The sequence below is a fragment of the Listeria sp. MAN/IMW/UF464 genome (assembly GCF_058683955.1).
This window is the reverse complement of sequence record NZ_JBZWZP010000001.1, coordinates 501,653-522,016: the sequence shown is the minus strand read 5'-3', so window position 1 is coordinate 522,016 and position 20,364 is coordinate 501,653. Positions and strand designations below refer to the sequence as shown.

Here is a 20,364-nt window from a genome sequence, read left to right as displayed (position 1 = left end):
ACACTTTTGAGCATTAATGAAATTATTATTTATTTAATGGTAATCTTTATGATTCTAGGAGCCATTGACAAAATTATCGGTAACAAATTTGGCTTAGGAGCACAATTTGAAGAAGGTATTATGGCAATGGGATCGCTAACTCTAGCTATGGTCGGTATTATTACTTTAGCACCAGTTTTAGCGAAAATTTTAAGCCCGATTGTTGTACCAATTTATACAGCGCTTGGGGCTGACCCAGCAATGTTTGCTACAACTTTACTTGCGAATGATATGGGTGGTTTTGCGCTAGCTCAAGAACTTGCGCTAACGCCTGACGCTGGTCTTTTTGCAGGAGCTATTTTAGGCTCAATGATGGGACCAACAATTGTTTTCACGATTCCAGTAGCACTTGGAATTATTAAAAAAGAAGACCATAAATACCTAGCGACTGGTGTACTATCTGGTATTATTACGATTCCAATCGGTTGTTTAATCGGTGGTCTTGTAGCTGGATTTTCACCAATCATGATTTTCAAAAACTTAGTACCAATTCTTCTTGTAGCTGTACTTATTATGTTAGGTCTTTGGTTCAAACCAGAAGGCATGATTAAAGGCTTTACGATTTTCGGAAAAGGGGTAGTAATTGTTGCTACTATCGGACTTGTGGCTGGAGCTATTCAACAACTTACTGGTTTAACTATTATTCCAGGAATTGCACCAATTGGCGAAGGTATCGAAATCGTTGGTGGTATCGCACTAGTTCTAGCAGGAGCTTTCTGTTTAGTTTTTGTTATTACGAAAGTGTTCAACAAACCACTTATGAAAATGGGTAAATTACTTGGTATGAATGAAGTTGCAGCGGCAGGTATGGTTGCGACACTTGCAAATAGTATCCCAATGTTCCAAATGCTAAAAGATATGGATGAGCGCGGTAAAATTATTAACGTTGCTTTTGCAGTATCTGCGGCCTTTGTTTTAGGGGATCATCTAGGTTTCACAGCTGGGGTTGCCCAAGATATGATTTTCCCGATGATTGTCGGAAAACTTGTCGGAGGAGTAACTGCAGTAGCTGTCGGTATCTACATGGCTAACCGAATGATGAAGAAAAATAAAGCAAAAGAACAAACGGCGGTGAAAGATAATGGCTGATATTAGTAAAGAATTAATTGAGCAGCTAGTAAAACAAGTTGTCCTAGAAAAAATGGGTCAAAGTTCCAAACACGTTGACCCAAGTGGTATTTTATCCGTTAAACTTCCAGAAGTAAGAGTTTCTGAAGAAGACAGATTAGATACTGGTAACCCTAGCGATGTTGTTTATACAAAAGATTTAGTAACACTAGAAGAAAGTAAACGTCTAGGTTTTGGTCTAATGGAAATGAAAGATACAACATTTGATTGGTTCTTAGATTACGATGAAGTAGATTATATTATTGAAGGCAGACTAGATGTTGTCATCGATGGTAGAAATGTTTCTGCAGGACCAGGCGAACTGATTTTCATTCCAAAAGGAAGCCAAATTAAGTTCTCTGTAACTGGAGAAGCAAGATTCATTTATGTTACTTATCCGGCTGATTGGCAGTCACAATAATCATAAAAAAACGATTTCGGCAATATTTGCTGAAATCGTTTTTTTATTTAAGTGAATCGCGATATTCTTTAGGAGTCATATCGAACTCTTTCTTAAAGACTTTGCAAAAATAACTAGCACGCGAAAACCCTAAATTCTTTGCAATCGTGTGGACGGCCCAGTCACTTTTTTCTAGTTGTTCCTTTGCATATAGCATTTTTTGTTCATTGACGTAATTAATAAAATTGATATTCAATTCGTTTTTAAATAATTTACTTAAATAAAAAGGGCTTAAATAAACATAATTGGCTACTTCTTCTAGAGTGATGGAACGATGAATGTTCTTTTTAATGTAGCGAATAGCTTGTTTGATTTCTTTATGTTCACCACTCGTTTTACTGGATGTGGCAGCTTCTTTTTTGGGTTGTTTTTGTTTTTCGTGAGCGGTGTAGTAGTCACTTAAAACATCAAGTACTTCGACTGTTTCGAGCGAATGAAGTAGGGCAGAGTGATCTGGATTTTTTTTATTGAAGTCTTCTTGAATTTGTTGGGTAAATTGATTTTCTACCTGACTATTCATCAAAGGTTGAATATTTACTACTTTTTCTTTCTCCAAAAATCTTCCCTCCTTATTTTATTCTTGCACTAATTATACCATAAAATCGCTTAAAATAACGTTTTATCCTGCATTTTAAACAGAACAATAAATTCTTTTTTATAACAAAATATTGTCATTTTTGCTTTGTAAATTAGAGAAATTGAGAAAAAGTTCACACTGGTGGCTATTTTAAGTGTATACAATGAAAAAAATACGATTTTAAAAGCTTGCACTATTTTGCTTTCTAGCCTGTTAGTGCCCTTGTACCAGTGTTTTAACAGGGATATAATGAAATGGAAATAACGCTTTCACGAGAGGGTGATCTTTTCAATTGAAGATTCAAAAATTAGTATTATGTGCGATGTTGATTGCAATGTGTGTAATTGGCGCAAACATAAAATTAATGGGTTCTGTTGCATTTGACGCAGCCCCAGCTTTTATTGGGACTTTGCTGCTTGGTCCGATGTACGGTGCAGTGCTTGGGATTTTCGGTCATTTAACATCAGCTTTACTTGCGGGATTTCCGCTGACACTACCGATTCATTTGATTGTTGCTGGAATGATGGGCGTAACGATGATTGCTTATGGATTTACGCGCCACAAGCTAGCTGAAAAGAATCAACTAGTTGCTATTAGTGCTTCTAGTGTTGTCGCTTTTGTTTTTAATTGTCCGTTATCATTACTTGCGCTTTATCCATTAATGCATCAAGCGGTATTTGTGTTATTTCCGGTTCTAGCTATTGGTTCGATTTGCAACATTTTTGTCGCAGAAGTCGTTTACCAAGTATTACCAGAACGCTGGAAAAGACGAATTGCCGGGTACTAAACAACTAAATAGGTGAATATATTAATCCGGGAAAGAGGTGGAAATCCTCTACAGGCCCTAGCTACTGTAATTCGGACGAAAGCCAAACATATGTCACTGGAAGAAATTCCGGGAAGACTGGTGAGTAGGTTGATGATAAGTCAGGAGACCGCTAGTATATTCGATATCCAAAAACAACTTCTAAGGGAGCGAGTTGTCTTTATTAAACAGATTTTCATGATAAGAAAGTTTCTTTGTGCTACATAGAATTCTTATTGATGTTAAATCTCTAAAAGACGCCAAAGTTCTGTTTGGCGTCTTTTTTTATGGCTAAAGCGAAAGGTGAAAAAAGATGAACAAAATCTTAATTGCAGCCGCATCAAGTGGTGCAGGAAAAACAACCGTAACCCTCGGAATTATGCAAGCTTTGAAAAAAAGAGGCTTCGCGGTTCAGCCATTTAAAGTAGGACCAGATTATATTGATACGAACTATCATCAAGCAATTACAGGTGTTGCTTCCATTAATTTAGATAGTTTTCTCATTGATGATGACGAGATGCTAGCGTCCCTTTTTCAAAAGCACGGGGAGTCTGCTGATATTTCGGTCATTGAAGGGGTGATGGGATTATTTGATGGGCTTGGGACTGATCGCGATAATGCCAGTACTTCCTTTATTGCCAAATGCACAAAGACACCAGTCATTTTAGTTGTGGATGGAAAAGCTATTTCGACTTCAGCAGCGGCGATTGTTGACGGATTCAATCGTTTTGATCCGGAACTTAAAATTGCTGGCGTCATTATTAATCGAGTTGCCTCAGAAAACCATTTTACTTTAATCAAAGGGGCGATTGAGCGTTATACGGATGTACCAGTGTTAGGTTACTTGCCAAAAAATGCGGCAGTGGCACTTCCAGAACGGCATCTAGGATTAGTACCACAAGAAGAAATGACTGAGCTCGAAGCAAAATGGGAGCTACTTTCTGACCTCATTACCACGCATGTGGATTTAGACAAATTACTCGAAATAAGCAAATCTAGTGAGAACTTATCTACTTCTAAAGCGCAAATGAAAGTAGCAGATTTTTCTGGGCTTCGTGTCGCTTATGCGCTAGATGCAGCATTTCACTTTTATTATCAAGATAACTTGGATCTGATTCGTTTGACTGGGGCAGAGTTAATTCCATTTAGCCCGCTTGAGGATAACGAGGTTCCGGAAGCAGATTTCATCTATATTGGCGGCGGTTTTCCAGAAATTTTTGCCAAGCAGCTTAATGACAACAGATCTATGCGGAAGTCAATTTTGGCTGCGCACGAAAAAAGCATTCCAATTTACGCCGAATGTGGTGGGTTGATGTACCTTGGTTCGAGTTTAGAAATGGAAGGAAAACAGTATGAAATGGTGGGAGTTTTTAACGGTATTAGTAAGATGACAACAAGGCTGCGGAAATTCGGCTACTGTATCGCAGAACCTTTAGAAGAAACGTTAATCGGCAAAAAAGGGATGTCGATTCGCGGGCATGAATTTCATCATTCTGTTTTTGAAACGACTGAAACAGCTTGTATGAAACTTTCAAAAAAACGTGATGGTGAAATAGTCAAAGAGTGGCGTGGTGGTTATCAAAAAGGCAATACTTTTGCCAGTTATCTCCATATCCACTTCTACCAAAATCCGGCCATTTTAATGCAGATGTTTGGAGCTGGAAAGAGATGAGCGTACTCTTTTATACCATATCGTTTATTTTAGATTTCATACTAGGTGACCCTTACAGCTGGCCTCATCCTATCAAGGTAATTGGTAACTTTATTCAATTATTAACGAACGCTTTGCGGAAAATTTTTCATGATAAATCACTGTATTTTGCTGGAGGGTTGTTATTCATTCTTACAGTTGGAATGACGGGAATTATTTCGTGGCTCATCCTTTATATTAGTGCAAAAATTGCTTTTTGGCTTTATGCGGCGCTGTTTATTTACTTAGGGTATACGACACTTGCGATGACTTGCCTTGCGAAGGAGGCGCGGAAAATTCAGCGAACACTAGCGGATGGTGATTTAGAAGCGGCTAGAGTACAAGTTGGGATGATAGTTGGTCGGGATACAGATAAGCTTACGGCAGAACAAATTAGTAAAGCCACCATTGAAACCGTGGCGGAAAACACAGCAGATGGCGTTATAGCACCATTATTTTACTTATTCATTGGAGGTCCTGTACTAGCCCTGATGTATAAAGCGGTGAACACACTTGATTCGATGGTCGGTTATAAAAATGAAAAATATCGCGCCATTGGTTTTGTTTCCGCAAAAATGGATGATTTGGCCAATTTCATTCCAGCAAGGCTATCTTGGTTTTTCCTTGTGATTGCGAGTTTTATTTTGAAGTATGATGGACGCACTGCATGGCGGATAGGGCTTCGTGACCGGAAAAATCATACAAGTCCCAATTGCGCATATCCAGAAGGCGCGGTAGCAGGAGCGCTTGGGATAACACTTGGTGGCACCCATGAATATTTCGGCGAGACAGTTGTTAAACCAACCATCGGCAGTGGAACAAAAGCCGTTACACAAAAAGAAATCAGTCAAACAATTCACTTACTATACACAGCTTCCATTATTGCTTTTCTAATTTTTATCAGTATACATTTAATACTATTTTAAAGGAGTGGCACAATGAACTACATTAAAAATCCAGCCAAAATTGAAGAGAAAAGTTTTGAAATCATTCAACAAATTATTGACGATATTCGACCAGATTATACATTTCAAAACAAACTAGAGGAAGCCATTATCAAACGTGCGATACATACGACAGCAGATTTTGATTACTTGGATAGCCTCGTTTTTCAAAAAGACGTTATCCAAAAAATTATTCATGTTCTTAAAAATAAAGGAACCATTTTTACAGATACTAATATGGCGCTTAGTGGTATTAATAAACGGCTGTTAGATGAACTTGGCTGTAGTTATCACTGTTATGTGAGTGATCCAGAAACGATCGAAATTGCCAAACAGCATGGCATCACGCGCTCAATGGCCGGAATTAAACTTGCTTCTTTAAAAGATGGACCGAAAATATTTGTCCTAGGGAACGCGCCAACTGCGGTTTATAAAATTATCGAAATGACGGAAAGCGGGCAATTACAAGCAGATGCGGTCGTTGCAGTGCCTGTCGGATTTGTCGGGGCAGCTGAATGCAAAGAAGAAATTCTTGAAACCGACATTCCAGCAATTGTCGCTCGTGGTAGAAAAGGCGGTAGTAACCTTGCCGCGGCAATCATTAATGCAATCTTGATTACGATGTAAAGAAGGCGACGAGCAGTGGAAGATTTTATTTATTATAATGGCAAAAAATATCGTAAAGGCTATACAACTGGAACGTGTGCAGCTGCCGCGGCTAAAGCGTGTGTCGAAATGATAGAAAACCAAGAAGAAGTGAACGCGGTAAAAGTCACGACAACAGGTGGAACTATTCTTGAAATCCCAGTTGCCTATCAACAGTTTTCTGAAAAAAAGGCAACTGCAGCTGTTCAAAAAGATGGCGGCGATGATATTGATGCGACACACGGCATGTGGATTTTTGTTGATGTCGAATTAACAGATAGTCCGGAAGTAACTTTAGATGGTGGCGTTGGAATTGGTCGCGCAACACAAAAAGGTATTTCGGTTGAAGTGGGTGAAGCGGCAATTAATCCAGCCCCAAGGAAAAATATTCTAGCTACAGTGCGCGAATCACTTGGCGAAAATCGTGGCGCAACCATTTTAGTATATGCTCCTGAAGGGGAAGAACGCGCGAAACGAACAATGAATAGCAACCTCGGTATTATCGGTGGGATTTCCATTTTAGGAACGACAGGAATTGTCACGCCAATGTCGGATGAAGGCTGGAAAAAATCATTATCAATGGAGCTCGAAATGAAACGGAACCAAGGACTGGACCAAATTATTCTTGTTCCCGGCAATTACGGCGATGATTTTGTTCAAAATACGCTTGGTTTTGCGAGTGATAACATCGTTTCCATGAGTAATTTCGTTGGCTACATGTTGAAAGAAACTCAACGGCTCGCATTTAAGAAAGTATTGATGGTTGGGCATTTTGGCAAATTAGTGAAGGTTTCAGCTGGTATTTTTACGACCTATAGCAAAGATGCGGATGCGCGGGCAGAAATCTTGGTGGCTAACTTGGCTTTACTCGGTGCACCATTATCACTTTTACAAGAAGTGGAGAAGTGCAATACGACAGAAGCGGCAGGCGAATTAATTGAAGCAGCTGGTTTCACTCAAGTTTATGAGGTAATCGCACAAAAAATCAAAGCAAGGTCAGAACGCTTCTTGAAATTCACTAAGCCAAGTGTGGAAATTGATGTCGTTACATTTTCAACTGAACGAGGTTTACTTGCTGCAACGAAAGACATAGAAGTATTGCGGGAGGAATGGCGATGATTACAGTGGTTGGAATCGGACCAGGAGATACGAATTTGCTAATAAACGCAGCAAGACAAGCTTTATCTTCAGCAGATTCAGTGTATGGATCGAAAAGACAATTACAAGAAATAGCTGAATTAACAACTGCAACGTGCCTATTGTTACCGAAAAAATTAGCAGATTTAAAAAATATTCCTCATCAAAATAAAAACGTCGTGATTTTAGCATCAGGCGATCCACTGCTCTACGGGATTGGCAACTGGGCGATGACGAATTTTTCAGAAGATATTCATATTATCCCGGGAATCAGTGCAATCCAGATGATGTTTCACCAAATCAAGCTGCCGATGAATGATTGTTTTATAACGAGCAGCCATGGTAAAACACCAAATTTCGATTTTTTGCTCCAACATGAAAAAGTCGCAATGGTAACAGATTCCATTATTGGACCATACGAAATAGCTGCTGAAATCTCAAAACGAAATCTAAAAAAAATCATGTTTATCGGTGAAAATTTAAGTTCAACAGAAGAACGAATTCATAAGCTAAGACCAGAGGAAGTTGAAAAAAAATACGATATGAATGTTGTGGTGATTGTCGATGAAAGATGACGTATTTATTCGCGGAAAAGTTCCGATGACAAAAAGCGAAGTGAGAGCAATAAGTATTGATTTACTCGGATTAGATAATACAAGTAAAAAACTGCTAGATGTTGGCGCTGGAACTGGAAGCGTTGGACTTCAAGTAGCTTATAATTTTCCACACATCAAAGTTACCGCAATTGAACGAAATAAAGATGCGGTGGACTTAATTAAACAAAACCAAGCCAAATTCGGCGTAGAAAATGTTGCAGTCATCGAAGCATATGCACCAATCGAATTACCTCAGGAAGAGAAATTTGATGCCATTTTTATTGGTGGTAGTGGTGGGAATTTAACCGATATTATCGACTGGTCGTTGGTTCATTTGAAACTAGGCGGTCGCTTGGTACTTAATTTTATTTTATTAGAAAATGCCTTACAAGCAATGAACCATTTAGAAAAATTACCAGTGAGTGAATTGACAATGAAGCAAATTCAAGTTTCAAATTGGCATAAACTCGGAGCTGGACATTATTTTGAACCACAGAACCCAACCGTCATTATTGGCTGTAAAAAACTAGAGGAGTGAAGAAAATGGCAGAAGTACATTTCGTCGGAGCAGGACCAGGAGATAAAGAATTAATCACACTAAAAGGATACCAATTATTAAAAAAAGCAGATGTCGTTATATACGCTGGCTCACTTGTAAATCCGGAATTGCTAGAATACTGTAAACCGGACTGCGAAATCCATAATAGTGCCAGTATGAACTTAATAGAAATTATTGACTGCATGGAAGCGGGTGTAACAGCTGGAAAAGAAGTTGTTCGTCTGCAAACAGGAGACTTCTCTATTTACGGCTCAATCCGTGAACAAGTGGAGGAAATGAAAAAACGTTCGATTCCATTTACGTGTACGCCAGGTGTAAGTTCATTTCTTGGCGCGGCTAGTAGTTTTGGCGTTGAATATACGGTTCCCGAAGTTAGTCAAAGTGTGATTATTACTCGAATGGCTGGAAGAACGCCGGTGCCATCACGTGAGTCACTCAGATCTTACGCAGCGCACCAAACGTCCATGGTTATTTTCTTATCTGTTCAAGGTATCAGAAAAGTAGTCTCAGAACTTATCAAAGGTGGCTATAAACCAGAAACTCCAGCAGCTGTTATTTATAAAGCAACTTGGGCAGAAGAGAAAAAAGTAACTGGCACACTTAAAGACATCGCTGAAAAAGTGGCAGAAGCAGGAATTACTAAAACGGCCCTAATCATGGTTGGTGATTTTCTCGGCGAAGAGTTTTATTATTCTAAGCTATATGATAAGGATTTCAAACATGAATACAGATAAAATTGCCATTATCGCAGTTACTGAACGAGGGCGCGATTTAGCACTTTCATTAACAAAAACAGTACCAGGAACGGTCTTTGTCCCAGAAAAGCACAAGAATGAACAGACTGTTGTTTTAACGCCTAATTTTGGTACAGCAATGCGTGAAATGTTCACGACGCATCAGGCATTAATTTGTATTATGGCAACAGGTATTGCGGTGCGGACGCTTGCTCCAGTCATTCAAGATAAACTATCGGATCCGGCAGTAATTGTAATGGATGAATATGGTCAGTTTATTATCAGCTTACTCTCCGGACATGTTGGTGGAGCAAATGAGTTAACGGAGCAAATTGCTGCAATTACTGGTGGTGCCGCAGTAATTACAACCGCTACTGATCGTGCAAATGTGGCAGCAATTGATAATATCGCCAAAGAAATCGACGGATATTTACCCGATTTTAAAGCGACGACTAAACGCATTAATGGCTTGCTCGCTGCTGGAAAAGAAGTCAGTTTGCACATAGATGAGCCATTTGAAGTAGATTCACGAGGTTTTACAAATAAAGAAATTAGTCCACAAATTTTCATTTCGACCAAATACAATTTACCAGATACAAAAATAGAAAGAATTCAGCTAGTACCAAGGAAGTTCGTGCTTGGTATTGGATGTCGAAAAGGCGTTTCAGCGAAAACAATGGAGGAAGTTTTCACCCATTTTTGTGAACAAGAAAACATACATCCGCGCGCTTTTCGTGAAATCCATAGCATTACATTGAAAGCAGAAGAACCAGCCATTTTGCAATTAGCGAAAAAGTGGAACATTCATTTTATTGTTCATTCCGCAGAAGAATTACAAACGGTAGCTGAAAAATATCCAACGTCAGAATTTGTTCTAAAAACCGTAAAAGTTGGAAATGTCGCTTTATCATCAGCAGATATTGGTAGTAATGGAAACGTCATTACGAAACGATTTGCCGAAAATGGCGTGACATTCGCAGCAGGAAAACTAATTAAAAATAATGAGGTGGCAAAATGATTTATGTAATCGGAATTGGCCCAGGAGATAAACGATTAATGACAGGTGAAGCCCTGCAAGCAATTGCGGACGCAGATGTAATCGTTGGCTATGTAACATATATCAAACTAATCAAAGAATTAATTAAAGATAAAGAAGTAGTGAAAACGGGGATGCGCCGTGAAATCGATCGCTGCCAGGAAGCTGTAAATATCGCATTAACAGGAAAAAAAGTAGCCGTCGTTTCAAGCGGAGATGCTGGTATATACGGAATGGCTGGATTGGTTTTAGAACTAGCCGAAAAAAGCAACCCAGAGCTAGAAGTTAAAGTAATCCCAGGAATTACAGCTAGTATAGGGGCAGCAGCCGTTCTCGGGGCGCCAATTATGCACGATTTTTGCCATATTAGCTTAAGTGATTTAATGACACCGTGGGAAGTAATCGAAAAGCGTTTAACACATGCTGCGATGGCCGATTTTGTTGTCTGTTTTTACAATCCGAGAAGTAAAGGGCGCGCCAATCATTTAGCCAATGCTTTTCAAAAGATGATGGAACACAAATCACCAAAGACTGTCGTTGGAATTGTTAAAGATGTCGGTCGAAAAGAAGAACGAAAAATCATTACGACAATGGAAGATATTGACTATGAATTAGTGGACATGACAACGATGGTTATTGTCGGAAACAAAGAAACATACGTAAAAAACGGCAAAATGATTACACCTAGAGGATACTCTTTATGATTTTCGTGCTTGGAGGAACTTCTGATAGCTTGTTAATTAGTGACTGGTTAACGGAAACAAAACGGCCATTTATTCTTTCAGTAGCAACAGATTACGGTGAAACTTTAGCTAAGCAACATGCGGAAAAGGTGTTTTGCGGTCGATTAGCCAAAGAAGCAATGCTCGCAAAATGGCAGTTAGAGCAAATAAAGCTCGTTATTGATGCCACCCATCCCTTTGCAACAATCGTTTCTGAAACGGCCATGGAAGCATGTAAAGAAGCGGGCATTCCATACATCCGCTTTGAGCGAACAAGCGAACAAACCGACAATACTTATTTAGTAGATGATATTAACGAAGCATGTAAAGTTGCTGCAAAACTTGGTCAACGAATTTTTCTTACAACAGGTAGCAAAAATTTACCTGAATTTGTGGCAGGGCTGGAAAAACAACATATTATCGCTCGTATTTTGCCAGTGTCTGATGTGATTCGTTCAGCAGAAGAACTTGGGCTCGTTGCCGACCAAATAATTGGCATGAAAGGTCCGTTCACTAAAGAAGCCAACCGCACACAGCTAGAAATGACACAAGCGGACGTATTAATTACTAAAGAAAGTGGAAAACAAGGCGGATTTCAAGAAAAACTCACGGCAGCAGCAGAATTAAATATTCCTGTTATCGTTATTCGCCGAAAAAAATTAAATTATCCAATCGAAATAAATCATTTAACCGAACTACCAGAAATTTTAACTCAATTGGAGGTCTACTAATGGGAAAAGTCATGTTAATTGGCGCAGGTCCTGGTGATGCACAACTTCTAACAGTAAAAGGATTAGCCGCACTTCAAAAAGCGGATGTTATAGTCTATGATCGCCTCGTTGAACCAGCGATGCTCCAAGAACGAAAAGCTAGTTGTAAACTAATTTATGTCGGAAAAGAACCACTTCATCATCCAATCCCGCAAGATGAAATCGAACAAATTCTTGTAAGAGAAGCAGCAACAAATGAGCTAGTTGTTCGTTTAAAAGCGGGTGATCCGTACGTATTTGGGCGCGGCGGCGAGGAAGGCGAAACACTTCATAAAGCAGGTATTCCTTTTGAAGTCATCCCAGGAATTACTTCAGCTATTGGCGGGCTTGCTTATGCGGGAATTCCGGTCACGCACCGTGATTTTGCTTCTAGTTTTCATGTGATTACAGGTCACTTGAAAAAAGGGCGCGATCCACTAGATTGGGAAGCACTTGCAAGACTCGAAGGAACCCTTGTTTTTCTGATGGGAATGACAAACTTACCTAACATTTGCGCCAATCTACTAGCAAATGGACAAAAACCGGAGACAGGCGTGGCAATTGTACAGTGGGCATCGCGTGGTAAGCAATTAACCGTTACAGGAACTTTGCAAACAATCGAACAAAAAGTAGCAGAATCTGGTATTTCATCTCCTGCGCTTATCGTAGTTGGTGATGTAGTGAGCTTACGTCCACAGCTTAACTTTTTTGAAGAAATGCCACTTTTCCATACAAAAGTATTACTTCCAAGAGCACGCGCAGGTAAAAGTATGCTCGCTGAAAAAATTCGCGATTTAGGCGGAGAAGTAACGATGTATCCAAATATTCAAGTGCTGGATATTCTGCCAACGAAAACAAAAGCAGAATTATGTGAAACTAGCGAACTTCTTTTCACTTCAAAAGAGGCTGTAGAGCGCTTTTTCGATTATCTAGCAACACTTGAGTTGGATATTCGTTCCCTAAAAAATACCCATCTTACCGCTATCGGAAAACAAACGAAAGAAGCATTTAGTGAAAAAGGAATCATTCCAGATAGTTTTATTAAAAGACGGAGCACAGAACTAATTTTAGAGCATATAGCTCGTTTTCAAAAAAATGCTAACAACTTAATTATCGGTAGTGTTGTTGATACAGCAGAAGTTAGTGCAATTTTATCCGAAGTGAAAACAACCGAAATGATGCCATTGTACGATATGCGTCCAGTGACAGAGCGCCCATTTGACCTCGAAAGTTTTGAACAAGTGTGCTTTTCCAGTTCTCGTTCAGTCCAAAATCTACTCGATGTACTAACAACCGAAGAAAAAGCGATTTTACAAACGAAAACGATTCTCTCAATTGGAAGATTCACAAGCGCAACCTTGCAGTCATTTGGCATTAATGAATTTGAAGAAGCTGAGAATGCTACACCAGAGAGCTTAATTGAACTAATTCAAAAAACAAAATTAGAAGGAGTACCACAATGAAAAAAGCCATATTAGTCGTTAGTTTTGGCACTAGTTATCCAGAAACAAGAGAAAAAACCATTGAAGCTTGTGAAAAAAGAGTGGCCCAAGAATTTCCTGAGTACACTGTATTTCGTGCTTTTACATCCAACAAAATTATTAAAAAACTAAAAACCCGCGATAACATGCACATTAACACACCAAGTCAGGCTTTAAACCAGCTAAAAGAATTAGGTTACAAAGAAGTCATTATTCAATCTCTACATATTATTAATGGCGGTGAATTTGAAAAAATTACAGCTCAAGTGGAAAGATTTAAAGCGGATTTTGATTCAATCATCATTAGTCAACCATTACTTGATTCAAAAGAAGATTACGAAAAAGCCATTGAAGCCATTCGCCACCAAATGCCTCCTTTGAAAGAAAATGAAGCATTGATTCTCATGGGTCACGGCTCCAAACACCATGCTTTCAGCGCATATGCTTGCTTAGACCACATGCTTTTAAACGAACCGATTTATCTTTGTGCCGTAGAAAGTTATCCCGGCCTTGATCAAGTGATTGAACGATTAAAACAGGCAAAGATCAAAAAAGCCCATTTGATGCCGTTTATGCTTGTTGCAGGAGATCATGCCACAAATGATATGGCTTCAGATGACGAAGATTCTTGGAAGAGCATATTAGAGCAAGCTGGTATTGAAACCGAGTGCCACTTGCAAGGGCTAGGCGAAAACCCACTTATTCAAGCTCAATTTATCGATCATATCAAAGTAGCAACAGAAAGGGTGAACACGCGTGGCTAAATTTTACGGCATTGGCACAGGTCCAGGTGACAGCAAGCTAGTTACGATGGAAGCTGCTGATAGACTGGGGAAATTAGCGATTCTCTATACTCCCCAATCTAAAAAAGGTGGAGAAAGTTTAGCAAAAAAAATCGTTAACCCATATTTAAAAAACACGCTTATCATCAAAGAACGTCATTTTCCAATGAGTTACAACAAAACAGAGAAAATGCAAGCTTGGAAAGAAATTGCTGAAGAAATCAAAACAGATGTTCAAAACGGACATGATGTTGGTTTCATTACCCTTGGCGATCCAATGGTCTATAGCACTTATAGTTATTTGCTAGAACTTTTAAAAGGTGAAATTGAAACAGTTACACTCGCAGGGATTTCATCATTTTCAAATATCGCCTCTAAATTAGAACTGCCTCTTGTAATGGACGAGGAAAGTTTTGCTGTAATCCCTGTAACAGCAGGAGCTGAAAAAATCGAACAAGCGCTCACATTATTTGACACTATTGTCTTAATGAAAGCAGCAAGCAATTTACCCCTTCTTACGACATTACTAAAAAAACTGAATTTGCTTGATGCAGCTGTTGTAGTAAGTGATGTTGCCATGGCGACAGAAAAAATCACTTACGGCATGGGCGAGATAAATCCAGAAGAAAAAATGTCATATTTTACTACGATTATCGTGAAAAAAAGAAGGGAGCAATATAAATGAAAAAATTATGGAAGTTTCTACCATTTGTTTTAATCGGCGTTATTTATTTTACTTTAACGAACCCAGAATCCGCACATGCAATGCATATCATGGAGGGCTTTTTACCCGTTAAATGGGCAGTCTTTTGGCTAATTGTCTTTATCCCATTCCTTGTACTTGGTTTAATTCGTATTCGTAAATTAATCGCTTTAGATAAAAATAATAAATTACTGTTGGCATTATGTGCAGCCTTTATCTTTGTTCTTTCTGCACTTAAAATCCCGTCCGTTACAGGATCTTGTTCTCATCCGACAGGTGTTGGACTTGCAACTGTTATGTTCGGTCCGCTCGTTGTCAGTGTACTTGGCGTGATTGTCTTGCTTTTCCAAGCGTTACTACTTGCACACGGCGGCATTACTACTCTTGGTGCAAACGCAATGTCGATGGCTGTTATCGGTCCAATGGTTGGTTTTGTCGTCTATAAACTAGCTCGTAAACTAAACTGTAATAAAAGTGTTTCGATTTTCTTATGTGCAATGACAGCTGACCTGGCAACCTACTTAACCACCAGCGTCCAGCTCGGAGTCGTTTTCCCAGATCCAGCATCAGGCATGATGGCTTCTATTTTAAAATTCATGGCAATTTTCTGTGTCACTCAAGTTCCAATCGCGATTGCAGAAGGCTTACTCACTGTAGTTATGTACAATCTTATTAGCAAAAATTTACCAGAAAAGGTGGCACAATTACGATGAAAAAAATCAATATTAATATCATTTTAATTTTATTAGTAGTTTTGTTAATGGTGAGCCCGTTTTTCTTCAATAAAACAGGTGAGTACGGGGGATCAGACGGAGAAGCTGAAGCAGAAATCACTAAAATCGATCCAAGCTATGAACCATGGTTTGAACCTCTTTATGAACCAAAAAGTGGCGAAATTGAAAGCTTATTATTTACGCTTCAAGGTTGCATCGGAACAGGAATCATTGCGTATGTCATTGGTGTAAGTCGTGGCAAGCGGAAAGCTGAGAACGATGTTAACCATTGATAAATATGCTTATCAAAACCGGTGGATAGCTTTTTCGCCATCATTAAAAGCTTTATTTTATGTCGCGATTCTAATACTCGCGTTAACTGGCCCCGTGCTCATACAAGCGATACTATTTTTATGCATGGTGCCACTGACGCTTTATGTTGTTAAAATCCACTTTAAACAATATTTGAAATGGCTCCTTTTACCATTTTCATTTCTACTATTTAGTTTGCTTTCGATTCTTATTTCAATTTCAAAAGATCCAAGTAGTTTTCTTGCTTCAATCTCTATTGGAAGTTTTTATCTTGGTATTTCTGATGTGACGATAACGACAGCAACTCAAGTTTTTTTTCGGAGTATTGCTTGCTTAGCGGCAACATACTTTTTCGTCTTAACTGTTCCCGTGGTACAATTAACGAAAGTGATGAAGCAAATTTTTATTCCAAAAGTGCTTATTGAACTAACGATTTTAATTTATCGGTTCATCTTTATTTTCTTAGAAGAAGCGGCGGCAATTCGAAAAGCGCAGAGCCTACGTTTCGGTTATCACGGCATAAAAAATAGCTATCGTTCATTTGGAATGCTCGTAAATACTTTATTCAATCGCGTAATGAAAAGATATAATGAAATGGTTATAACACTTGATGTGAAGCTATATCAAGGAGAATTTCATATCTAGGAGGAAGCCAATTTGCTTAAAACAGAACATATTTCATTCCAATACGAAGATGGCAAACAAGCCTTAACGGATGTTTCAATCGATTTAGATAAAGGCAATATTATTGGCCTTATTGGTGCGAATGGCTCCGGGAAATCGACCCTTTTTATGCAGCTTTTAGGCATTAATAGGCCAACTTCGGGGACAGTTTATTTTGAAGGAAAACCACTTGCTTACAATAAAAAAGCCTTATTTACTTTACGAAAAAAAGTAAGCATTGTTTTCCAAGACCCCGATCAACAAATTTTCTATTCTAATGTACGTGATGACGTGGCTTTTGCACTTAGAAACCTAGGTGTTAGTGAAATGGAAGTGGAGTCGCGAGTAACAAATGTACTAGAAACTGTTGGTGCGACAGAATTTCAACATAAACCTGTCCAATATTTAAGTTATGGTCAAAAAAAACGTGTCGCTATTGCCGGAGCGCTTGTTCTTGATACAGATTGGTTACTACTTGATGAACCAACTGCGGGGCTCGATCCAATTGGTAAAAAAATTATGATGGAAATTATCGAACGTCTTGCAAAACAAGGAAAAAAGATTCTCATTTCAAGTCATGACATCGATTTGATTTATGAGATTTGCGATTATGTCTATATGTTAAAAGACGGAACAGTTTTAACAAGTGGGGAGACGAGCGAGGTTTTCTTAGAGAAAAGTCATATCGAACAAGCAGGGTTAGTGCAGCCATGGCTAATCAAATTACACCAACAAGCTGGCTACCCACTTTTCAAAAAAGAAGCCGATTTTTTCGCACATACGGGGAAGGTGATTAATTAATGGTAGAGCAAATAATGATTCAAGGTACTGCTTCCGATGCGGGGAAAAGTGTAATAGTCGCAGGTTTATGCCGCTTATTTAAAAATAAAGGCAAGCGAGTTGTGCCTTTTAAATCGCAAAACATGTCACTCAATTCTTTTATTACTGCAACAGGTGATGAAATGGGACGTGCGCAAGTTTTCCAAGCCGAAGCAGCAGGGGTTTTTCCAGATGTTCGAATGAATCCCGTATTACTTAAACCGACCAATGATCGTCAGTCGCAAGTGATTTTTATGGGAGCGATTTTAGATAATATGGATGCTGTTTCTTATCACGATTTTAAGCAAACACTTATCCCAAAAATTCAGGCAGTTTATCAGAGTTTAGCTGATGAAAATGATATTATTGTATTAGAAGGCGCCGGAAGCCCAGCCGAAATCAATTTGAATGACCGAGATATTGTCAATATGGGTATGGCTAAAATGGTCGACGCGCCTGTCGTGTTAGTTGCTGATATTGATAAAGGCGGCGTGTTTGCTTCGATTTATGGCACGATTATGCTTTTAAAAGAAGAAGAACGTGCGCGGCTTAAAGGAGTAATCATCAATAAATTTCGCGGTGATGTAGCCCTTTTACAACCAGGAATTGAGATGATAGAAGAGCTGACAAACGTTCCTGTCATTGGCGTTATCCCTTATGCTAACCTACAACTAGAAGAAGAAGATAGTGTTTCACTCAGCGGGAAAAATTACGTTCTAGATAGTTCGGCGTTACTTGATATTGCCATTATTTGCTTGCCTCGAATTTCTAATTTTACAGACTTTCATATTCTAGAAATTCAACCTGACATCAGTGTGCGTTATATACGAAATTTAGCTGATTTTGGGAATCCAGATTTAGTCATTATTCCTGGCAGTAAAAACACGCTGGAAGATATGGCTTTTCTCGAACAATCAGACCTGAAAAAAGCGATTCAAAACTATGCCGAAAATGCCGGGAAAGTAATTGGGATTTGCGGTGGCTACCAAATGCTCGGTAAAAGAATGCTTGACCCAAATCAAGTAGAAAGCGAAAAAGTAGAAATTGCGGGACTTGGCTTATTAGATACTGAAACAATCTTTCTCGACCAAAAACGCACTACACAAATTACTGGCGTGACATTTTCTTCGGAACCAGTCGAAGGATACGAAATCCATATGGGCCAAACTAAGCGCGGCGAGAATACTCAACCGTTTTGTAAAATTAAAGCAGTCAACGGTAACCAAGAAACACACGAGGACGGTGCCATCTCCGCGAACAAAAACATTATCGGCACATACATCCACGGTATTTTCGATAATGATATTTTCTTAGGCAATCTATTCAATGAACTGCTAACACAAAAAAACAAATCCATTTATCCACATGAAATTATCAAACTAAAAGAACATAAAGAAACGGAATATGATAAACTAGCGGCTCTTTTAGAAGCAAATATTCAAATGGATCAACTAGAAAAGATTATGAAAGGAGAAAAAATATGCGTATCTACACAAAAACCGGCGATAAAGGAATGACAAGAATTATCGGGGGAAGCAAAGTAAGTAAAGATAATATACGAATTAATGCATATGGTACACTCGACGAACTCAATTCGCTTATCGGTTATACCATTACAACCCTTGGAAATGAGCCCGAAATCCAAGCGGAACTTGAGCAAATCCAACAACAATTATTCGATGCAGGAGGTGACCTCGCAACAGAAGAAGGGAAGCGCGATTATAAACTGACAGCTGAGCCAGTTGCTTGGCTAGAAGACCGCATTGATATTTATGCCGATGAACCACCTGAAATTGAAAAATTCATTTTGCCAGGAGGTACTCAAGCAGCTTCTTTACTTCATATGGCTAGAACAGTGGCAAGAAGAGCAGAACGAGAAATTGTTGGTATGCTAAAAATCGCCTCCACTAACCAAGAAGTATTAAAATATGTAAATCGCTTATCTGATTACTTTTTCGCTGTTGCCAGAGTCGTGAATTATCGCGCAGGCGAAACCGATATTTTCTACAAAAATTCCGAATTAGTTTTTCGAAATAAAAAGAAATAACAAAAAACCTCTCCAGACATTCCATCCGGAGAGGTTTTCTTTATTAAAAGCGTTGAATTAAAAATACACCAATTAGCATTAATAAAACACCAATCATTCGATAACGGTTAATTGGATGAGGAATAACCCCGAAAAAACCAAAATGATCAATAATAAGTGCGATAATCATTTGCCCACAAAGTGCTAAAACTACTGTCATAGCAGAGCCAAGTAATGGTAAAAGTAAAATGTTTGAAGTTACAAATAATACTCCAAGTGCGCCACCAGTGAATACCCACCAAGGAATTCGACCGACGCCTTTTAGCTGAAAAGTCAAACGACGCTCCACAATTAAACAAACAAGCGTAAGTAGCGTGGTCCCAACTAAAAAGGAAATAAATGATGCTACAAAAGGAGAACCGACAGTGAGCCGAAGTTGGCTATTAATCGATGTTTGAATCGGTGAAAGTAGTCCAGAAACAAGTCCCATTGCCATAAATAGTAATAATGATTTGGATGATCTTTTTGTCATGATTTCTCCTCCTTTTAAAATCGTTGCATCAAGTAAATGCCGCCGAACATTAAAATAACACCAAGCAGTCGTTCGATGTTAATCTCATGCATCGGAACTTGAAATAAGCCAAAGTTATCAATTACAATAGCCATAATCATTTGTCCACACACCGTAATCATTACAAGCAACGCAGAGCCAAGTCGTGGTAAAAGTAAAATATTAGCTGTTAAGAAAATAACGCCTAATGTTCCACCGCCAACCCATATGTACCAAGGATTTGAGGCAATCATTTCTGAAGATATTGGCCATGATTTTTGTGTAAATAAACAAACAATAAGTAAAACAGTCGTCCCTACCATAAAAGAAACCCACGAAGCTAAAAACGGTGATTTCGTATATGTACTAAGTCGTGTATTGATGGCTGTTTGAACGGGTAATACCATCCCCGCTAGTAGACCTGATACAATAAATAATATAATCAAAAATTTCCCTCCCTTTTATCACAATGAGATAATTATAAAATAAAAGAGGGGTAAAAAGATAGTATTTAA

Annotated in this window: 25 protein-coding genes and 1 riboswitch; of the genes, 22 read left to right on the top strand and 3 right to left on the bottom strand. The window is 38.7% G+C overall.

What is annotated here, in order from left to right:
• Positions 1-6 precede the first annotated feature (6 nt).
• Together eutH and AC4PG0_RS02620 are read left to right on the top strand one after the other, a co-directional pair.
• On the top strand, positions 7-1,128 hold the full coding sequence (eutH, locus tag AC4PG0_RS02625; protein ID WP_003761804.1) for an ethanolamine utilization protein EutH: 1,122 nt from the start codon (positions 7-9) through the stop codon (positions 1,126-1,128).
• Complete coding sequence (locus AC4PG0_RS02620; RefSeq protein WP_003761805.1) at positions 1,121-1,567, top strand: cupin domain-containing protein; 447 nt, start codon at positions 1,121-1,123, stop codon at positions 1,565-1,567. Before eutH ends, AC4PG0_RS02620 begins: the two co-directional genes overlap by 8 nt.
• Positions 1,568-1,610: 43 nt before the next feature.
• On the opposite strand, the gene AC4PG0_RS02615 is transcribed toward AC4PG0_RS02620, so the two are convergent.
• The gene (locus tag AC4PG0_RS02615) at positions 1,611-2,162 is read right to left on the bottom strand and encodes a helix-turn-helix transcriptional regulator (protein ID WP_003771472.1); all 552 of its coding nucleotides are present in this window, start codon (positions 2,160-2,162) and stop codon (positions 1,611-1,613) included.
• A 313-nt stretch (positions 2,163-2,475) separates the two neighbouring features.
• Between AC4PG0_RS02615 and cblT the strand changes: the two genes are divergently transcribed.
• The 20 genes from cblT (at position 2,476) to AC4PG0_RS02515 (ending at position 19,320) form a co-directional block, all read left to right on the top strand.
• Entirely contained in the window at positions 2,476-2,970 is a 495-nt protein-coding gene (gene cblT / locus AC4PG0_RS02610) for an alpha-ribazole transporter (protein WP_003761812.1), read from the top strand.
• A riboswitch (cobalamin riboswitch) is annotated at positions 2,945-3,140 on the top strand. Its footprint overlaps the gene before it by 26 nt.
• Before the next feature lie 161 nt (positions 3,141-3,301).
• A complete protein-coding gene (locus tag AC4PG0_RS02605) occupies positions 3,302-4,660 on the top strand; it encodes a cobyrinic acid a,c-diamide synthase CobB (protein WP_492167472.1) in 1,359 nt (452 codons plus the stop codon).
• Entirely contained in the window at positions 4,657-5,604 is a 948-nt protein-coding gene (gene cbiB, locus AC4PG0_RS02600; protein ID WP_153648203.1) for an adenosylcobinamide-phosphate synthase CbiB, read from the top strand. Before AC4PG0_RS02605 ends, cbiB begins: the two co-directional genes overlap by 4 nt.
• A gap of 12 nt (positions 5,605-5,616) precedes the next feature.
• Positions 5,617-6,249, top strand: a complete 633-nt coding sequence (locus AC4PG0_RS02595) for a cobalt-precorrin-8 methylmutase (protein WP_492167971.1) — start codon at positions 5,617-5,619, stop codon at positions 6,247-6,249.
• Between the two features lie 15 nt (positions 6,250-6,264).
• A complete protein-coding gene (cbiD, locus tag AC4PG0_RS02590; protein WP_003771481.1) occupies positions 6,265-7,386 on the top strand; it encodes a cobalt-precorrin-5B (C(1))-methyltransferase CbiD in 1,122 nt (373 codons plus the stop codon).
• Positions 7,383-7,979 carry a cobalt-precorrin-7 (C(5))-methyltransferase gene (locus AC4PG0_RS02585; RefSeq protein WP_003771482.1) on the top strand — a complete coding sequence of 199 codons (597 nt, stop codon included), beginning with the start codon at positions 7,383-7,385 and terminating at the stop codon, positions 7,977-7,979. The genes cbiD and AC4PG0_RS02585 overlap by 4 nt, the downstream gene beginning before the upstream one ends.
• A complete protein-coding gene (locus AC4PG0_RS02580) occupies positions 7,969-8,538 on the top strand; it encodes a decarboxylating cobalt-precorrin-6B (C(15))-methyltransferase (protein WP_003771484.1) in 570 nt (189 codons plus the stop codon). Before AC4PG0_RS02585 ends, AC4PG0_RS02580 begins: the two co-directional genes overlap by 11 nt.
• A gap of 5 nt (positions 8,539-8,543) precedes the next feature.
• Entirely contained in the window at positions 8,544-9,293 is a 750-nt protein-coding gene (locus tag AC4PG0_RS02575) for a cobalt-precorrin-4 methyltransferase (RefSeq protein WP_033838125.1), read from the top strand.
• Positions 9,280-10,311, top strand: coding sequence for a cobalt-precorrin 5A hydrolase (gene cbiG / locus AC4PG0_RS02570; protein WP_003761827.1), 1,032 nt, complete (start codon positions 9,280-9,282; stop codon positions 10,309-10,311). The genes AC4PG0_RS02575 and cbiG overlap by 14 nt, the downstream gene beginning before the upstream one ends.
• Complete coding sequence (gene cobJ, locus AC4PG0_RS02565) at positions 10,308-11,033, top strand: precorrin-3B C(17)-methyltransferase (RefSeq protein ID WP_003771493.1); 726 nt, start codon at positions 10,308-10,310, stop codon at positions 11,031-11,033. The genes cbiG and cobJ overlap by 4 nt, the downstream gene beginning before the upstream one ends.
• Positions 11,030-11,782, top strand: coding sequence for a precorrin-6A reductase (gene cobK / locus AC4PG0_RS02560; protein WP_070753283.1), 753 nt, complete (start codon positions 11,030-11,032; stop codon positions 11,780-11,782). Before cobJ ends, cobK begins: the two co-directional genes overlap by 4 nt.
• The gene (gene cobA / locus AC4PG0_RS02555) at positions 11,782-13,263 is read left to right on the top strand and encodes a uroporphyrinogen-III C-methyltransferase (RefSeq protein WP_492167473.1); all 1,482 of its coding nucleotides are present in this window, start codon (positions 11,782-11,784) and stop codon (positions 13,261-13,263) included. Before cobK ends, cobA begins: the two co-directional genes overlap by 1 nt.
• Complete coding sequence (locus AC4PG0_RS02550) at positions 13,260-14,045, top strand: sirohydrochlorin cobaltochelatase (protein ID WP_203574045.1); 786 nt, start codon at positions 13,260-13,262, stop codon at positions 14,043-14,045. Before cobA ends, AC4PG0_RS02550 begins: the two co-directional genes overlap by 4 nt.
• Positions 14,038-14,748, top strand: a complete 711-nt coding sequence (locus AC4PG0_RS02545) for a cobalt-factor II C(20)-methyltransferase (protein ID WP_003761835.1) — start codon at positions 14,038-14,040, stop codon at positions 14,746-14,748. Before AC4PG0_RS02550 ends, AC4PG0_RS02545 begins: the two co-directional genes overlap by 8 nt.
• Before the next feature lie 80 nt (positions 14,749-14,828).
• Entirely contained in the window at positions 14,829-15,479 is a 651-nt protein-coding gene (locus AC4PG0_RS02540) for an energy-coupling factor ABC transporter permease (protein ID WP_010990808.1), read from the top strand.
• Positions 15,476-15,772 (top strand): energy-coupling factor ABC transporter substrate-binding protein, encoded by a 297-nt coding sequence (locus AC4PG0_RS02535; protein ID WP_003761837.1) that lies wholly within the window; start codon positions 15,476-15,478, stop codon positions 15,770-15,772. The genes AC4PG0_RS02540 and AC4PG0_RS02535 overlap by 4 nt, the downstream gene beginning before the upstream one ends.
• Positions 15,759-16,436: an energy-coupling factor ABC transporter transmembrane protein gene (locus AC4PG0_RS02530; RefSeq protein ID WP_003771501.1), complete on the top strand. Its 678-nt coding sequence runs from the start codon at positions 15,759-15,761 to the stop codon at positions 16,434-16,436. The genes AC4PG0_RS02535 and AC4PG0_RS02530 overlap by 14 nt, the downstream gene beginning before the upstream one ends.
• Before the next feature lie 12 nt (positions 16,437-16,448).
• Entirely contained in the window at positions 16,449-17,255 is an 807-nt protein-coding gene (locus tag AC4PG0_RS02525; RefSeq protein ID WP_045554097.1) for an ATP-binding cassette domain-containing protein, read from the top strand.
• Positions 17,255-18,790 (top strand): cobyric acid synthase, encoded by a 1,536-nt coding sequence (locus AC4PG0_RS02520; protein ID WP_492167474.1) that lies wholly within the window; start codon positions 17,255-17,257, stop codon positions 18,788-18,790. The genes AC4PG0_RS02525 and AC4PG0_RS02520 overlap by 1 nt, the downstream gene beginning before the upstream one ends.
• A complete protein-coding gene (locus AC4PG0_RS02515) occupies positions 18,754-19,320 on the top strand; it encodes a cob(I)yrinic acid a,c-diamide adenosyltransferase (protein WP_003761841.1) in 567 nt (188 codons plus the stop codon). The genes AC4PG0_RS02520 and AC4PG0_RS02515 overlap by 37 nt, the downstream gene beginning before the upstream one ends.
• A 43-nt stretch (positions 19,321-19,363) precedes the next feature.
• On the opposite strand, the gene AC4PG0_RS02510 is transcribed toward AC4PG0_RS02515, so the two are convergent.
• Together AC4PG0_RS02510 and AC4PG0_RS02505 are read right to left on the bottom strand one after the other, a co-directional pair.
• Positions 19,364-19,831, bottom strand: coding sequence for a DMT family transporter (locus AC4PG0_RS02510; RefSeq protein ID WP_003729724.1), 468 nt, complete (start codon positions 19,829-19,831; stop codon positions 19,364-19,366).
• 14 nt (positions 19,832-19,845) lie between these two features.
• On the bottom strand, positions 19,846-20,295 hold the full coding sequence (locus AC4PG0_RS02505; protein WP_003761842.1) for a DMT family transporter: 450 nt from the start codon (positions 20,293-20,295) through the stop codon (positions 19,846-19,848).
• Positions 20,296-20,364: the final 69 nt, after the last annotated feature.

What these genes read in the sequence shown, in the direction of transcription:
- cbiB (WP_153648203.1), top strand. Translation starts at nt 4,657, where the DNA reads ATGAGCGTACTCTTTTATACCATATCGTTTATTTTAGATTTCATACTA.
- AC4PG0_RS02510 (WP_003729724.1), bottom strand. Translation starts at nt 19,831, where the DNA reads ATGACAAAAAGATCATCCAAATCATTATTACTATTTATGGCAATGGGA.
- AC4PG0_RS02605 (WP_492167472.1), top strand. Translation starts at nt 3,302, where the DNA reads ATGAACAAAATCTTAATTGCAGCCGCATCAAGTGGTGCAGGAAAAACA.
- AC4PG0_RS02530 (WP_003771501.1), top strand. Translation starts at nt 15,759, where the DNA reads ATGTTAACCATTGATAAATATGCTTATCAAAACCGGTGGATAGCTTTT.
- AC4PG0_RS02585 (WP_003771482.1), top strand. Translation starts at nt 7,383, where the DNA reads ATGATTACAGTGGTTGGAATCGGACCAGGAGATACGAATTTGCTAATA.
- AC4PG0_RS02550 (WP_203574045.1), top strand. Translation starts at nt 13,260, where the DNA reads ATGAAAAAAGCCATATTAGTCGTTAGTTTTGGCACTAGTTATCCAGAA.
- AC4PG0_RS02575 (WP_033838125.1), top strand. Translation starts at nt 8,544, where the DNA reads ATGGCAGAAGTACATTTCGTCGGAGCAGGACCAGGAGATAAAGAATTA.
- AC4PG0_RS02535 (WP_003761837.1), top strand. Translation starts at nt 15,476, where the DNA reads ATGAAAAAAATCAATATTAATATCATTTTAATTTTATTAGTAGTTTTG.
- AC4PG0_RS02515 (WP_003761841.1), top strand. Translation starts at nt 18,754, where the DNA reads ATGCGTATCTACACAAAAACCGGCGATAAAGGAATGACAAGAATTATC.
- AC4PG0_RS02520 (WP_492167474.1), top strand. Translation starts at nt 17,255, where the DNA reads ATGGTAGAGCAAATAATGATTCAAGGTACTGCTTCCGATGCGGGGAAA.
- AC4PG0_RS02580 (WP_003771484.1), top strand. Translation starts at nt 7,969, where the DNA reads ATGAAAGATGACGTATTTATTCGCGGAAAAGTTCCGATGACAAAAAGC.
- AC4PG0_RS02620 (WP_003761805.1), top strand. Translation starts at nt 1,121, where the DNA reads ATGGCTGATATTAGTAAAGAATTAATTGAGCAGCTAGTAAAACAAGTT.
- AC4PG0_RS02595 (WP_492167971.1), top strand. Translation starts at nt 5,617, where the DNA reads ATGAACTACATTAAAAATCCAGCCAAAATTGAAGAGAAAAGTTTTGAA.
- cobA (WP_492167473.1), top strand. Translation starts at nt 11,782, where the DNA reads ATGGGAAAAGTCATGTTAATTGGCGCAGGTCCTGGTGATGCACAACTT.
- cbiG (WP_003761827.1), top strand. Translation starts at nt 9,280, where the DNA reads ATGAATACAGATAAAATTGCCATTATCGCAGTTACTGAACGAGGGCGC.
- AC4PG0_RS02540 (WP_010990808.1), top strand. Translation starts at nt 14,829, where the DNA reads ATGCATATCATGGAGGGCTTTTTACCCGTTAAATGGGCAGTCTTTTGG.
- cobJ (WP_003771493.1), top strand. Translation starts at nt 10,308, where the DNA reads ATGATTTATGTAATCGGAATTGGCCCAGGAGATAAACGATTAATGACA.
- cobK (WP_070753283.1), top strand. Translation starts at nt 11,030, where the DNA reads ATGATTTTCGTGCTTGGAGGAACTTCTGATAGCTTGTTAATTAGTGAC.